Source organism: Streptoverticillium olivoreticuli subsp. olivoreticuli (genome assembly GCF_003391135.1).
Taxonomy (GTDB): domain Bacteria; phylum Actinomycetota; class Actinomycetes; order Streptomycetales; family Streptomycetaceae; genus Streptomyces; species Streptomyces blastmyceticus.
In genome coordinates, this window is the sequence record NZ_CP031455.1 from 1,011,129 (window position 1) to 1,023,989 (window position 12,861).

15 protein-coding genes, 1 pseudogene and 1 riboswitch are annotated in these 12,861 nt (G+C 69.1%); of the genes and pseudogenes, 13 read left to right on the forward strand and 3 right to left on the reverse strand.

The annotated features are described in order from the left end of the window. Window positions 1-13: 13 nt before the first annotated feature. Window positions 14-787 (reverse strand): SDR family NAD(P)-dependent oxidoreductase, encoded by a 774-nt coding sequence (locus DXZ73_RS04400; protein WP_116209708.1) that lies wholly within the window; start codon window positions 785-787, stop codon window positions 14-16. A 245-nt stretch (window positions 788-1,032) separates the two neighbouring features. Further along, window positions 1,033-1,206, forward strand: a riboswitch (M-box (ykoK) riboswitch). Between the two features lie 301 nt (window positions 1,207-1,507). Between DXZ73_RS04400 and DXZ73_RS04405 the strand changes: the two genes are divergently transcribed. From DXZ73_RS04405 to DXZ73_RS04445, 9 genes are all read left to right on the forward strand, one after another. Continuing rightward, window positions 1,508-3,160, forward strand: coding sequence for an NRAMP family divalent metal transporter (locus DXZ73_RS04405; protein ID WP_116209709.1), 1,653 nt, complete (start codon window positions 1,508-1,510; stop codon window positions 3,158-3,160). An 81-nt stretch (window positions 3,161-3,241) separates the two neighbouring features. Further along, a complete protein-coding gene (locus tag DXZ73_RS04410) occupies window positions 3,242-3,568 on the forward strand; it encodes a hypothetical protein (protein ID WP_240351173.1) in 327 nt (108 codons plus the stop codon). Window positions 3,569-3,654: 86 nt separating this feature from the next. After that, window positions 3,655-3,915: a hypothetical protein gene (locus tag DXZ73_RS04415; RefSeq protein ID WP_116209710.1), complete on the forward strand. Its 261-nt coding sequence runs from the start codon at window positions 3,655-3,657 to the stop codon at window positions 3,913-3,915. 40 nt (window positions 3,916-3,955) lie between these two features. After that, window positions 3,956-4,657, forward strand: coding sequence for a winged helix-turn-helix domain-containing protein (locus DXZ73_RS04420; protein WP_116209711.1), 702 nt, complete (start codon window positions 3,956-3,958; stop codon window positions 4,655-4,657). 52 nt (window positions 4,658-4,709) lie between these two features. After that, entirely contained in the window at window positions 4,710-5,075 is a 366-nt protein-coding gene (locus DXZ73_RS04425; protein WP_162890031.1) for a hypothetical protein, read from the forward strand. Continuing rightward, window positions 5,072-5,452 (forward strand): ArsR/SmtB family transcription factor, encoded by a 381-nt coding sequence (locus tag DXZ73_RS04430; RefSeq protein WP_240351175.1) that lies wholly within the window; start codon window positions 5,072-5,074, stop codon window positions 5,450-5,452. The genes DXZ73_RS04425 and DXZ73_RS04430 overlap by 4 nt, the downstream gene beginning before the upstream one ends. A 65-nt stretch (window positions 5,453-5,517) precedes the next feature. Further along, on the forward strand, window positions 5,518-5,886 hold the full coding sequence (locus DXZ73_RS04435; protein WP_116209713.1) for a VOC family protein: 369 nt from the start codon (window positions 5,518-5,520) through the stop codon (window positions 5,884-5,886). A 52-nt stretch (window positions 5,887-5,938) separates the two neighbouring features. Then, entirely contained in the window at window positions 5,939-6,364 is a 426-nt protein-coding gene (locus DXZ73_RS04440; RefSeq protein WP_116209714.1) for a winged helix-turn-helix domain-containing protein, read from the forward strand. Between the two features lie 101 nt (window positions 6,365-6,465). Next, window positions 6,466-7,545, forward strand: a complete 1,080-nt coding sequence (locus DXZ73_RS04445; RefSeq protein ID WP_162890032.1) for a hypothetical protein — start codon at window positions 6,466-6,468, stop codon at window positions 7,543-7,545. Window positions 7,546-7,626: 81 nt separating this feature from the next. Here the strand turns inward: DXZ73_RS04445 and DXZ73_RS37895 are convergent, their stop codons facing one another. Next, window positions 7,627-9,663: a hypothetical protein gene (locus DXZ73_RS37895; protein ID WP_162890033.1), complete on the reverse strand. Its 2,037-nt coding sequence runs from the start codon at window positions 9,661-9,663 to the stop codon at window positions 7,627-7,629. Window positions 9,664-9,986: 323 nt separating this feature from the next. Here DXZ73_RS37895 and DXZ73_RS04460 point away from each other — a divergent pair, with 323 nt between their 5' ends. From DXZ73_RS04460 to DXZ73_RS04475, 4 genes and pseudogenes are all read left to right on the forward strand, one after another. Then, window positions 9,987-10,580: a helix-turn-helix domain-containing protein gene (locus tag DXZ73_RS04460; protein WP_240351177.1), complete on the forward strand. Its 594-nt coding sequence runs from the start codon at window positions 9,987-9,989 to the stop codon at window positions 10,578-10,580. Between the two features lie 52 nt (window positions 10,581-10,632). After that, window positions 10,633-10,743, forward strand: a pseudogene (locus tag DXZ73_RS39245) (VOC family protein); the annotation flags it as partial. A gap of 218 nt (window positions 10,744-10,961) precedes the next feature. Further along, entirely contained in the window at window positions 10,962-11,978 is a 1,017-nt protein-coding gene (locus tag DXZ73_RS04470) for a hypothetical protein (RefSeq protein WP_205519100.1), read from the forward strand. A gap of 60 nt (window positions 11,979-12,038) precedes the next feature. Next, entirely contained in the window at window positions 12,039-12,485 is a 447-nt protein-coding gene (locus tag DXZ73_RS04475) for a hypothetical protein (protein ID WP_116209719.1), read from the forward strand. A 150-nt stretch (window positions 12,486-12,635) separates the two neighbouring features. On the opposite strand, the gene DXZ73_RS04480 is transcribed toward DXZ73_RS04475, so the two are convergent. Further along, complete coding sequence (locus DXZ73_RS04480; RefSeq protein ID WP_116209720.1) at window positions 12,636-12,860, reverse strand: MbtH family protein; 225 nt, start codon at window positions 12,858-12,860, stop codon at window positions 12,636-12,638. Between the last annotated feature and the right edge of the window lies 1 nt (window position 12,861).

Below are 12,861 nucleotides of genomic sequence, written 5' to 3' on the forward strand. Positions count from 1 at the left end.
CGTGTGCGGGTCGTCAGAACATGCGCGGTTGACCATTGGACGCACTGAGCCCGCCGTCGACGGGAATGTGGGCGCCGTTGACGAAGCGGGCGTCGTAGCCGGCCAGGAAGGCGATGACATCGGCGACTTCGGCCGGTTCGGCGGGGCGCCGCATCGGGATCCGCTGGCGGAACGCAGCGAGCATGTCCGCATTCTCGAAGATGGGCGCTGCCACCGGGGTGCGGGTGAGGCTCGGGTGTACGGCGTTGACGCGCACGCCCTCGTGGCCGTGGTCGAGTGCCATGGCGTTGGTGAGGTTGACCAGTGCCCCCTTGGCGGCGTTGTAGGCGGCCAGGCCCCAGTCCGCGCCGAGCCCGGACACCGAGCCGACGTTGACGATGCAGCCCCCGACACGACGCAGATGGGGCAGCGCGGCCCTGGACGCGAAGAAAACACCGTCGACATCGACTGCGAAGACGCGGCGCCAGGTGGGGGTGTCGGTGTCCTCGACGGTCCCGGGCACGCCGATGCCCGCGTTGTTGACCAGCACGTCCAGCCGGCCGTATTCCTCGGCCACCCCAGCGATCAGCGCGGTGATCGCGGACTCGTCGGAGACGTCCGCGACGTGTGTGACGATCGTGGAACCGGCGGGAGCACCGGCGACAGCCGTCTTCAGCTTGTCCTCGGTCCGCCCGACGGCGATCACCGTGGCACCCTCGCGCCCGAGGCGATACGCGGTGGCGGCGCCGATGCCGGACCCACCGCCGGTGACGACCACTACCTTGTCAGCGAATCGGTTCCCGTCCACAGCCGCTCCTCATCGGTTTGTGATGGCCCGGCACGACATGGGGTGGGAGCATGCCGCCGCGTACCACATTCGCATCTGCGGCCGGTCAGTACGTAGTGCCGAACTCGTCGATCTCAGTGGGAGCGACGCGGCGGCACGGCAAACCACGCCGAATCGATGCGTCTGGAGCGGACTGACGGCGTCAAGGTTGAGCCAAGCAGTTGCGTCGATGCGCAAGTACAGGGCAGACTGCTAGGCGTTTGAGGAAGACACCTCGTTCGGTGAGGCGTCTGTACGGACACAGGCCACTGACCCCACGACGTCGAGAGACGCCCAGGTTCAGGACAGATCTCCCCGGCCTAAGGGGTGATCCCAAGTGGCTTCCCCACAAAGGGGATTACGCCGTGCAGTGCCAAAGCTCTGACGAGTGGGGGTGAACCGGCCGCAAGGGGCCGGTCCGCTCTTTGCCGAGTCGTATGGCGCCCGCGTGCGCCCTGGCCGGGAGGAGGCGAGAGATGGATTGCAGTCACAGTAGTCCGGGTCATCATCGGCCCCGTCTCCGCCTGTCCTCGCTTCTGCCCGGCATGCGGTAACCACCTTCTCTGCGCGCACTCGCGTGATCGCCCTGGCACCCGTGCGGCCTGATGCCGCCCCGGGCCGTCGGGCTGCGCGCTCGCAGGGGGGGGATTGCTGCCGCGTGCCCCACCGCCTCCCCCCGCCGGGGGGCCCGGGAGGTCTGTCATGACCGAAACGACGATTACCAGTCCGGCCGCTCCGGAGCCGCGTACCGCGGTGCTGGACGACGCCCACGTCGGAGATATCCGCGGCGCGCTGGGCACCATCAAGCAGGGCGACAACGCCCCGCGCCGTGGCATACCCGCCAAGTTGAAGACGCTCCTGGCCATCATCGGCCCTGGCCTGATCGTGATGGTCGGCGACAACGACGCCGGCGCCTTCGCCACCTACGGCCAGGCCGGGCAGAACTACGGCACCACCCTGCTGTGGACCCTGCTCCTTCTTGTCCCTGTGCTCTATGTCAACCAGGAAATGGTGCTGCGCCTCGGCGCGGTCACCGGGGTGGGGCACGCGCGGCTGATCCTGGAGCGGTTCGGGAAGTTCTGGGGCGCGTTCTCGGTCATCGACCTGTTCCTCCTCAACGCCCTGACCATCGTCACCGAGTTCATCGGCGTCACGCTTGCCGTCGGTTACCTGGGGCTACCGAAGACGGCCAGCGTGCTCGTCGCGGCGGCAGTCGTGATCGTCGCCGCTTCCACCGGGTCGTTCCGCCGCTTCGAGCGCACCGCGGTCATCCTGTGCGCCGGATCTCTGCTGCTGGTGCCGATCTACTTCCTCGCCCACCCCGCCACCTCTCAGATGGCGCACGACTTCGTCGTTCCCGGTATGCCGCACGGCTCGCAGCTCTCCGACGTGATGCTGCTGATCATCGCGATCGTCGGCACGACCGTCGCCCCGTGGCAGCTGTTCTTCCAGCAGTCCTACGTCATCGACAAGCGCATCACCCCGCGCTTCATGCGCTACGAGAAGGCCGACCTGTGGCTCGGCATCGTCATCGTGGTCATCGGCGCCGCAGCCATGATGGGCTTCACCGCCGCCGCCTTCACCGGCACCAAGGAGTTCGGCAACTTCGACGACGCCGCCGGGATCGCGCACGGCCTGGAGGCCTACGCGGGCAAGACGGCCGGAGTCCTGTTCGCCATCGCCCTGCTCGACGCCTCGATCATCGGCGCCTCCGCCGTGTCACTCTCCACCGCTTACGCACTCGGTGACGTGCTGGGCCTCAAGCACTCCCTGCACCGTGGGGTCAGGGGCGCCAAGGGGTTCTACGCGATCTTCGCCGGTGTCATCCTGGCCGCCGCCATCATCGTGATCATTCCCGGCTCCCCGCTCGGCCTGCTCACCGAGGGCGTCCAGACCCTGGCCGGCGTGCTGCTGCCCTCGGCCTCGGTCTTCCTCCTCCTGCTCTGCAACGACAAGGCCGTCCTCGGCCCCTGGGTCAACGGCCGCTGGACCAACGTCTTCACCTCGCTGGTCGTCGCCGTCCTCGTCACCCTGTCGGTCATCCTGACCGCGGCCGTCCTCTTCCCCGGCATCACCACCGCCGCGATCCTCGACATCATGGCCATCTGCGGCGTCGCGGGCATCCTCGCCCTGGGCTACGCCGAGACCCGCCGTCGGCGCAAGGGCTGGGCCCGCACGGGGCACGTCATCGACCGTACGGGCAGGGGTGCCTGGCGGATGCCTCCGCTGGACCAGCTCCCCAAGCCCGTCATCTCCACCGGCCGCAAGGTCGGCCTGACCGCCCTGCGCACCTACCTGCTCGTCGCGATGATCCTGGTGATCGTCCGCATCGCGCAGCTCGCGCTCGGCCACTGACCCGTCCCAGGTGGCAGCGGGCCCTACCCGCCCGCTGCCACCGCACCAGCCACCGACTTCCCCAGCGGAAGGGAGGGCATCGTGCGCCTTCTCACGCACACCACCGAGCTCACCGCTCCGGCCCGCCGACGCCCGCATGCCACCGGCCACCACACCGACCCCACTGAACACGCCTGCCCGCACGTGAGCCTGGTCCTGGGCGACGGGCCCGAGCGGGACTACCGGCTGGACGACTCCAGCACCTGCCCCCGGCCCTATGCCGCACACGCCGCCTACGACCCGCGCGTGCACCTCGCCTACATCCTCGCCCGGCAGGGCCACGACGCCCACTGGCTCGCCCGCTTCACCGGACTGCCGCTGCCCGCCGCGTACCGCATCGCCGGAGCCGCCGCACTGTCCCGCGCCTGACGGCCCTCCCTGCCGAAACGTCCCGCCATCCCTTGCCCGCCGCCTGCCTCCCCGCAGGCGCGCCGCCTCACGGAGGTGACCTTCACATGTCCGCCCTCACCACCATCCACACGCGCCACCGCTCCGCACACCGCCACGGCGCCGTCCTGGCCTTCCTCGCCACAGCCGTCCGGCGCATCGCCGACAGCCCCCTCGACAGCAGCGTCCTGCGCGCGGCCCCCGTTACGGCACCCACCCCCAGAGCTGCCGCACACGACCAGCCCGAACGCCCGCACGCCCACTGGCACATGGTCACCGGCCCCGACGGCCGCCGGCACCTCGAAGCCGTCTGGCACCTGACCCACTGACCCGACCCGGCTCCCCGGGAAACAGAGAGGAGACGCCGACATGTCCTTCCCGGCCGGCCTGCTGCTGGAGACCGTCGAGCGGCTCATCGACACCGCCCAGCACACGACCACCGACTCCCCCCTGCACGGCGTCGCGCACGTCATGTGCGACAGCGACAGGGAACCTCGCGTACGCGAACGGCTCACCCAGGCCCTGACCGGCGACGACGTCCGTCTGACGGAGATGTCCAGCCGAAGCGACAAGCCCGGCTTCACGCTCCTGGAAGCGGCCTTCGCGACCCAAGGGCCCGTCACCGCGGCCCTGTCGCAGCTGCTCGCCCTGGTCTGGCTCGAACCCGCCGTCAGCGACCTGCACTGGCACCTGAACCAACTGCCCCTGCAACCCCACTCCGACGACAGGGATCTTCCACGAGCCCCCGTGCACCGCCTGCACGGTCTCGTCGTCGATCTCGAACGCCGCTCCGTCTCGGTCCTCGGCCGTCCGGTCAAGCTGACCTGCATGGAGTTCGAACTCCTCGCCCACCTCCTCGCCCACCCCCAACGGCCCTTCAGCCACGACCAGTTGATGCAGCTGGTGTGGCAGCAGTGCGCCGTGGGCGAGAAGCGCACGGTCGACGTCCACATCGGCAGTCTGCGGCACAAGCTCGGCCCCCGTCATGGAGCCGTCGTCATGAGCGCGGGACAAGCCGGATACGTACTCGACCCGACGAAGGCGGCACCGCGAACGCACGGTGCCCACTGATCCGTCCACCCCGTCGACACCCGACGGGACGTACCCAAGAGGGGGTGCCACCATGCGCTTTCTTCCCCGACACCTGCACAGGACGACCGGGTCGCCCGCCCGCGCCACTCGGGCCGGAGCCGACGGCCCCGGCGCCCGTGCCACGGTGCACGTGCTGTGCGACGCCCGGAACGAGGCCAAGGTGCGGGCCCTGTGCGTACTCGGCCTCAAGCCCGGCATACACCTGCTCGGCCTGCGTACCGGCCAGGACCATGACTCCGCTGTCCACGTGTGGGTCACCCTCGCCGTCGACGGCCCCGCCGCCGTCCTCCTGGAACAGCTGATCACCAGGCTGTCCGCGGAAAGCGACGTACGTGACCTGCACTGGCGCCTGCACGGCGCGCAGGCTCCCCGGCACAGCAGGGAGGCCGTCGCGTGAACCCCACCCGTATCGGCCCCACCACGACAGCACCGCACCGGAACCGTACGGGTACCGGCCACGCGGCCGGCCGGACTGCGGCGCCGGACCCGTTCGAAGCCGTCCGCATGGTTGTGGTGCTCAAAGCCGTGGCGGATCCGACCAGGCTCCGGCTGCTGTGGGCGCTGAACCAGAAGGAACAGTCGGTGGGACAACTCGCGGAGATGGTCGGCTCGCACTACGCCGCGGTCTCCCAACACCTCGCGCGACTGCGTGCGGTGGGCCTGGTCACCTCCCGCCGCGAGGGGACGCGTATGTTCTACCGGACCACGGACGAACACGTCCCCTGGCTGCTGGAGGAGGCCGCACTCGTCGGCCGCCGGGCCACGGGCGAATAGTACGGCCGTGCAACGCCCGGCACCGCAGTCCCCAGATCACCCCACACACCAGCAAAGGCCCTGGCATGCTCACCGCACTTGATCACATCCAGCTCGCAGCCCCCGCCGGCAGCGAGGACCTCCTGCGCGCCTTCTACATCGACGCCCTCGGCATGAAGGAAGTCCCCAAGCCACCCGTCCTCGCCGCCCGTGGCGGGTGCTGGTTCACCGCCGCCGACGGACGCGTCCAGCTGCACCTGGGCATCGAAGAACCGTTCCGCCCCTCGGCCAAGACCCACGCCGGGCTCCGCGTCACCGGCATCGACGCCTTCGCCGCCTGGCTCGCCTCCCACGGCGCCCAGGTCGTCTGGGACGACAACCTCCCCGGATACCGCCGCTTCTACAGCCAGGACCCGGTGGGCAACCGCCTGGAATTCCTGGAGCCCAAGCCCTGACGACCCGCCCCGGCCCCTCTCCCCTGTTCCGCCCAGCACGCCAGGAGCAGCCATGTACCTGAGCTACCCCCGACTCCAGCGCCTCCACAGCGGCTGCCCGTCCGCCGCCCCAGCGGACATGCGTCCCTCCCGTGGCCCGGACCCCCGTTCCTCACGGCTCGCCACGACCCTCCCCGTCCGATCCGGAGCCCTCGTCATCGACCGGCTGCAACGGACCGCCGTCATCGGCGGGCGACAGCTCGACCTGACGTACGTCGAGTTCGAACTCCTCGCCCACCTGGCCTCCCGCCCCCGCCAAGTCCACACCCGCCACCAGCTCATCAGCGCCGTATGGGGCCGGCCACCCGTCGGCGAGACCCGCACCATCGACGTCCACATCGCCCGTCTCCGCCGCAAATTCGGACCGGAACACCGCGCCACCCTCACCACCGTGCGCAACGTCGGCTACACGTACGACCCGACACGGAAGGCGCCCTGACCACAGGAAGAGATCCGGCCCAGGTCTTTGACCTGGGCCTTTGTCAGGCCGGACGACGGCCGGGTGCCGCTCGAGCGGGCATGGGTGTCCCGCTCCGAACGGTGTCGCGCGACGGGACCGTCCAACGGGCCGCCCGCACGATGGAGTACGGGCGGCCCGCAGTACTCACATCGGGTTGCAGGTGCACCGGCCGCAGGCGCACCTCCTTCAAGTACCGCGAGTTCGGATATCGGCTGCAGACCCAGGAAACCGGGGTGCTGGTGGCCCAGGCGCTCACCGTGGCCGACCGGCTCGGCCTCTCCGCACGGGCCCATCTGCACTTCACCGATCGACGGGTGAACGCCCTGCTCGGGCTCACCCCGTCCGCGGAAGCGGCCATGGCCATGATCACGCTGGACATGGCCGCGTCGGCCGACGCGGCGGCCGGCCCCCCTGTCACGTACGAGAGTCTCGTCGAGCAGCCCGTGCCGGACCCGTTGTTCGACGTGCCGCCGATCGGGGATCGGCTGCCGGTCACCGCCGCACTGCACGAGGCCGGCATGACCGATACGCAAGGGCCGTCCCCGGGGCCGCCACTCGATCCCCGTCCCGGAGGCAGGGTGATCGCGTTGCCACGGGTGCCGGTGCGTCCCGCCGACGGGATCGACCGCCGGTGCTCCCCGCCCGACGGCTTCCTCCCCGACGCCATCGGCATGGCACCGCTCGCCGGCCTGCTGGAGGCGTCCGGCACCGGCTGTCCGGGATCGGTGCACGCAACCGCGCTGTACTGTCTGGCCTCACGCGTCGACGGCATCGCCGCCGGTGCCTACCGGTACGACCCGGCCGAGCACACGCTCACCGAGATCGGCGGAATATCGCACACGCTCGTCGCAGTCCTGTCACGCACGCCAGTGGGTGAGGCGGCGGCCGTGCTGCTGCCCGTCGGTGACCCGCTGGGGGGCTTCTCGCCGTTTGGCGCACGCTGGTACCGGCTGCTGCAGGCCGATGTGGGATTCGCCTTGCAGCGAGGCGCACTGGCCGCCGCCGCGTGCGGCCTCGCGACCCGGATCCACTCCGGTGAAGCCCACGAACTCACCACAGGCCTCGGGCTCGACGGAACCCCTGCCGTACTGTCGGCCTTGCTGATCGGTGTCCCGCGAGCAGCGTCCACATGGGAAGACCGCATGTGGCACCGGCGGTAGTGGCCATGAGTCGGGTTCGGATGCCGCTCCGGGGCTTCTCTGCGGTACGCGTGGTCCTGATGGCAGGTTCCTGGCAGAGGGCTATTTACTGGCGGTGAGGGCCGCTGCTGGTCCGCCGATTTTCGTCCATGTCCCGGTGTCGTTGCTGGATGCCCGGTAGACGGCGCTGTGGTCGGGGGCGAGGCGGTAGATGTGGTCGGTGGTGATGGCGAATTCGGCGCCTGCTTCGCTGACAGGACTCCAGAACTCGGGGGTTCGGGTGTAACGCAGGAGGGTGCCATGGTCCGGGCTGGTGGCGAACAGGTCGGCCGGCCCCGCATAGAGGTCTGTGGCTCGGCCGCCGATGCGGGTCCAGCTGGTGCTGGCGCCGCCGTCCCATTGGAATACCTCGCTGCGGTCGGGCGCGAGTCCGTACAGGTGAGTACCGCTGACGGCGAAGGTGGCTCCGGCGTTGCCGATGTAACTCCAGAAATCCGTGTTGTGGTCGTAGCGGTAAATGCGGCCGTCACGTGGGTGACTGGCGAAAATGCCGGCTCCGCCGCCGTAAAGGTGCTCGGCCGGGCCGCCGATTTTGGTCCAGCTTGTTCCGGTGCCGCTCCAGAGGTAAACCGCGCTGCGGTCTTCGGCCAGCCGGTACAGGTGGTTGCCGCTGATCGCGAATTCGGCGCCTGGTTCGCTGACAGGTGTCCATTTTCCGGGTGTGCCGGTATAGCCGAGCAGCTGCTTGTCGTCGGCACGGACGGCGAACAGGCCGGCGCCTCCGGCCAGGACCGTTCGAACGGATCCTCCTATGCGGGTCCAGTCCGTGCCGTGTCCTTGCCACTGGTAGACGGCTTGGTGGTCCGGGGCTACCGCGTACAGCGCGCCGGCCGGGGAGGGTACGACGACGGGACTCTCCTGACTGGCGGCGTCGGCCGAAGGGCCTTGCGTGTTGTCCCTCCATGAGCTTCTCGAGGCGTCAGGCGAAACCGACGCAACTGCCGGGGTTGCGGGCGAAGACGGAGAGGTCAGCGAGGCTCCGGCTGAGCCGGAGGGCACGACCGAGGCGCCGGGCTCTGAAGGAGAGAGGCCGGGGAGCGCACTGGCTGCCGATGACACATAGGGGCCTGCTGCTTGAGGCGGCGCCGCTCCCGGGGCGGGCGCCGGCGTCCTGAGGTGTACGCCGACCAGGACACCGGCTACCACCAGAACCCCCGCTGCGGCCACGACCGCTCCGTTCCGCGCTGCGCGGCTCCGGTTTCCCGGCCTTCGGCCGTCGTCGCGCGGCGAGCTGATGCACACTCCTTCGAGCGGGGCCATCGCGCTGGTCAGACGTTTGTCCGGAGCCTGGACCACCTCGCCGCGGACAAACCTGGAGTCGGACGGGCCCAGAACGGAGGGAGCCAGCCGACCCACCGCTTGGTCCTGATCGGCCAGGGCCGCTCTCACCCCGACAAGGTCGGCTTCCAAGCGCCACAGCGCGGGCAGACGCGCCTGGACCCCGTCGGCTATCGCCAGCTCGGCACCCTGCCGGCTATCACCGCCGACGTGATCCCGCTGCTCCTGGTCGACCAAGTGCCGGTAGGTTTCCTGCTCCTTGTGAGCTGCCTGCTGTGCAACGTGAGCGCTCTCCCTGACCCGCCGGACCTCGGCCAGGCAACAGGTCGCCTCCTGCAGCCGCGCCCGGCGCGGGCTCGTCCGGTCTGCGTCGACTGTCATCACAGCAGCGGAGACCACGCCGCCTGGATGGCCGCTGGCGAGCTCACCTCGCAGCTCTGCCACGATGGTCAGCAGCACATGGATCAGTTCCTCCGATTCCGCCACGCTCGCCTCGGCCTGCCACTGCGCCTGCCGGGCCCTGTCCAGCGCCTGCCGGGCGGCCGACCGTTCGTCAGCAGGCGGCCGCAGCCCCTCGGCCGCTTGAGTGGCCCGCTCATGCAGATGCCTGGCGCGGCCCAGCAGTGCCAGACGAGTCCGGGGAGCCGCCGGCTGGCCGTGCACGAGGCGCTCGAGCCAGTGCCAGGGGATGTCCTTCTCTCCTGAGCGGTACTGGCTCCAAGTGGTCTTGCTGAGCGGATACCGCCGTGCGAGCTCCCGGACCGTAACGCCGGGAGTCATCTCGCGCACGAACTGGGCCAAGGCGTTGGCCTCTTCCGTCTCACCTTTGAACTGCCCTTGCGGGCGCCCGGCCCTGGCCACCTCTGCCCCCTGTCGCTGTCCGCGGCCAACCCTGATTGTCCGCTGCGCACCTGCGAGTTGACTCCTTGCTGTTGATGGCCAATCAGACCAGCCCGCACGGTGGGTTCTCCACCGCCTCTTCGGACAACTTGGAAGGTTCCGTGGCACAGCTCGACGCGAAGCCGGGTCCGGGCAGCCGGTACGGCGGTCAACACCAGCTGAACTTGAGTGCGCAAGCGACGCATATATGGCAGATGAGGATACGCAACAGGAGTGGGAGAATCATGGTTTACATGATGTTCCACAGCATCACCGTCACGCCGGATGGCACAGCCCCCGCTCGGATCCCCGCCGTGCCGACCCTGAGCGGTATCGGCGGGATTCTGGTCGGATTCATCGAGGCCCCGGTCAAGGAAACTCCAGCGCCTGCGAAGCCCGGTTCGGATCGGCTGGGCGCGAAGACACACGAACCGGCGGGATTTCTCCCGCATCGACCGCATGAACATGACCGATTACCGCAGGGGCCGCACAACCGGATGATGCTGGCACGTATCGACTCATTCATCGACGACAACCTCGGCGATTCTCAATTGTCACCGTCGTTCATCGCCGCCCGCCACCACATCTCCGTACGCACTCTCCACTGGCTCTTCCGGTGCCGGAGGCGGACCGTATCGGCTGCAATCCGCCATAGGCGTCTCGAGCGCTGCAGGGCCGACCTCGCCGATGGCAGCCTGGCGGAAGTCCCCATCCACACCATCGCGGCGCGGTGGGGGTTCACAAGCGCGGCAGGGTTCAGCCGGGCCTTCCGCGGTGAGTATGAAATCACCGCCAGAGACTTCCGTAGTGCGGCGTCCGCACGCCTCGTGGAACGCTGACACAGCCCCTGCTACCGCACCGTCCTCCCGTCAACATGCAGGTCCCTGCGAGGTGTTGGGGTACGTCGTACCGCCGCCCCCGGAGGAGTTCGCCACTTGGGACGAATTCGACCGTTCCCTGCCTCCTGAGGGTCGGGGTTCATGGTTCGCATGTACTGATCCACGGCGTCCTCGCGGAACCGCTATCCCGGCAGCATTGGTGCACGAGATGCGCCCCAGAGCAAGACTCCGTGCGCGCTGTGCTAACGACTGGGTGGGCCGACTGCCAGCACACTCCAAGAGTCGAACTACCGTCACGTGGTCGTGGCCGACGAGCAGTCCTCGCCGGAAGCGGCACGGCGGTACCGCTATGGCCAGTGGCACGGGGCTTGAGGAGGGCAGATGCGTCATAGGGAGGACCTGGCCGACTCGTCGGCCGACGGGGATCAGTCGGCCGGTCCCGAAGGCGCCGGACGGGTCGGCCGCCGGGGCGGGGGCCGCCGTATCGCGGTGGCCCTGACAGTTCTGGCGCCCGTGGTCGCGGGGGTAGTGGCCGTCGCGCTCCGTGCCGCCTCGGCACCGGCCGACGCCCCGGGCAGGACATCGGCCCGACCGGCGGCATCAGTGCTGCGGGAGCCGACCGAAAAAGAGAAGGAGTTGCTCCACAAGGCCGGGCAACTGCTGTTGCGGGACTGTATGCGACGGAAGGGTTTCGAGTACCGGACGTTCGAACGCAACCCGGTGTCCGATGCCCGAGAGTTCCCCTATGTGATCGACGATGTCGACTGGGCCCGTCGGCACGGATACGGCAGTGATATCGAGCGGGCCATGCAGGAGATCCGCAGGAACGACGTCAATCAGCACTACTTCCAGGGCTTGCCGGCCGAGCGGAGGGCAGCGGCACTCGCCGCGGCCAACGGCGCCCGCCCACAGGGGCTCACGGCCAGAACACCCGACGGCATGACGATGACCCGAAGCTCCGCAGGATGCCAGTCGGAAGCCGAAGGCACGCTGTACCAAGATCTTCGGGCGTGGTTCCAGGCTCAGACGACCGCGACAGCGCTGCCGCCCATGCGCAATGAAAAGGTGGCCGCCGAACCAGAATTCGCCAAGGCCACCCGCTCCTGGGCAACGTGCATGCGCGCAGCCGGCCATGACTACGCCGACCCGGCGGCCCTGCGCGCGGCGTTGCCACCGCCTGAGCGTCCCCTGCCCCGGGGCCAAGAGGTCGAGCTGGCGGTCGACGAGGCCGACTGCGCACGGACTTCCGGCCTGGGCGAGACGGCCAGGCGGCTCGACCGCAAACACGACGCCGAGCTGCGCCGGCGGTACCGGACCGAGGTCGAGGCCCGGCTACGGCTCCAGCTGGCCGCGCTGCCCCGCGCCCGGTCGGTCATCGAGGAAGCCGGACAGCGGTGACCGAAGGATGCTGCGCCGCGTGTTCTCTCACCAGCAGCACAACAACGAGAAGGGACATACATGAAATCCCTGCGAACGATTCTGACAGGTGCCGCGATCGCCGCACTGACCGTGACGGCCGCCCCCTTCGTGGCGCAGGCCACTGAGGTCGCACCGCGACCGGGCGGCCAAGGTCACGCCCAGGTCCAGGCGGACGGCAGGCTGTACGCGTACGTCAACAGGAACTACGACTCTGCGGCCGGCTGGTGCAGCTGGCAGGGCGACTCGGCGGACTGGGGAAGCTGCAAGAACTGGACGAGCTCGGTGTGGAACAACCGCTACCCGGGAGCCCTGGATTTCGTCTGGGTCCATTACAACAGCAACAACCAGGGTGCCCGGCGGGGCATCTACAACGGGGTCGCCCTACCAGACCTCCGGGACTGGACCTTCGACGCCGGCACCGGAGCAGGCTCGGGGCAAGCCCTTGACAACAACATAGCCTCACACCAGGTCACCAACGCTCCGTAGGCTACCTGCGCCCCATGGATTCCCCGCCAGGAACACAGGCCGTGGCGTCCGCGCTTGCTGCGCGGACGCCACGGTTCACTGCTGCGACAAACGCGAACAGGGCCGCCGAAGCCTTGGCAGACATCGGCGGCCCCTGGTGACGTCACGCCACTACGCGCCGACGCCTGCCCGGTTCACGGCGTCGACCAGGCTCTTGGGCCGCTGATCGGTCCAGTGCTCCTCGATGTAGGCGAGGCAGGACTGGCGGGATCCTTCCGGATGAACGATGGTCCAGCCGGCGGGGATCGCGGCAAAAGCGGGCCACAGGGAGTGCTGTCCTTCCTCGTTGGCGAGGACGACGTAGGTGCCGCTTTCGTTGTCGAAGGGGTTGCTCATG

What these genes read in the sequence shown, in the direction of transcription:
- DXZ73_RS04405 (WP_116209709.1), top strand. Translation starts at nt 1,508, where the DNA reads ATGACCGAAACGACGATTACCAGTCCGGCCGCTCCGGAGCCGCGTACC.
- DXZ73_RS04415 (WP_116209710.1), top strand. Translation starts at nt 3,655, where the DNA reads ATGTCCGCCCTCACCACCATCCACACGCGCCACCGCTCCGCACACCGC.
- DXZ73_RS04420 (WP_116209711.1), top strand. Translation starts at nt 3,956, where the DNA reads ATGTCCTTCCCGGCCGGCCTGCTGCTGGAGACCGTCGAGCGGCTCATC.
- DXZ73_RS04425 (WP_162890031.1), top strand. Translation starts at nt 4,710, where the DNA reads ATGCGCTTTCTTCCCCGACACCTGCACAGGACGACCGGGTCGCCCGCC.
- DXZ73_RS04435 (WP_116209713.1), top strand. Translation starts at nt 5,518, where the DNA reads ATGCTCACCGCACTTGATCACATCCAGCTCGCAGCCCCCGCCGGCAGC.
- DXZ73_RS04440 (WP_116209714.1), top strand. Translation starts at nt 5,939, where the DNA reads ATGTACCTGAGCTACCCCCGACTCCAGCGCCTCCACAGCGGCTGCCCG.
- DXZ73_RS04460 (WP_240351177.1), top strand. Translation starts at nt 9,987, where the DNA reads ATGGTTTACATGATGTTCCACAGCATCACCGTCACGCCGGATGGCACA.
- DXZ73_RS04470 (WP_205519100.1), top strand. Translation starts at nt 10,962, where the DNA reads ATGCGTCATAGGGAGGACCTGGCCGACTCGTCGGCCGACGGGGATCAG.
- DXZ73_RS04475 (WP_116209719.1), top strand. Translation starts at nt 12,039, where the DNA reads ATGAAATCCCTGCGAACGATTCTGACAGGTGCCGCGATCGCCGCACTG.
- DXZ73_RS04480 (WP_116209720.1), bottom strand. Translation starts at nt 12,860, where the DNA reads ATGAGCAACCCCTTCGACAACGAAAGCGGCACCTACGTCGTCCTCGCC.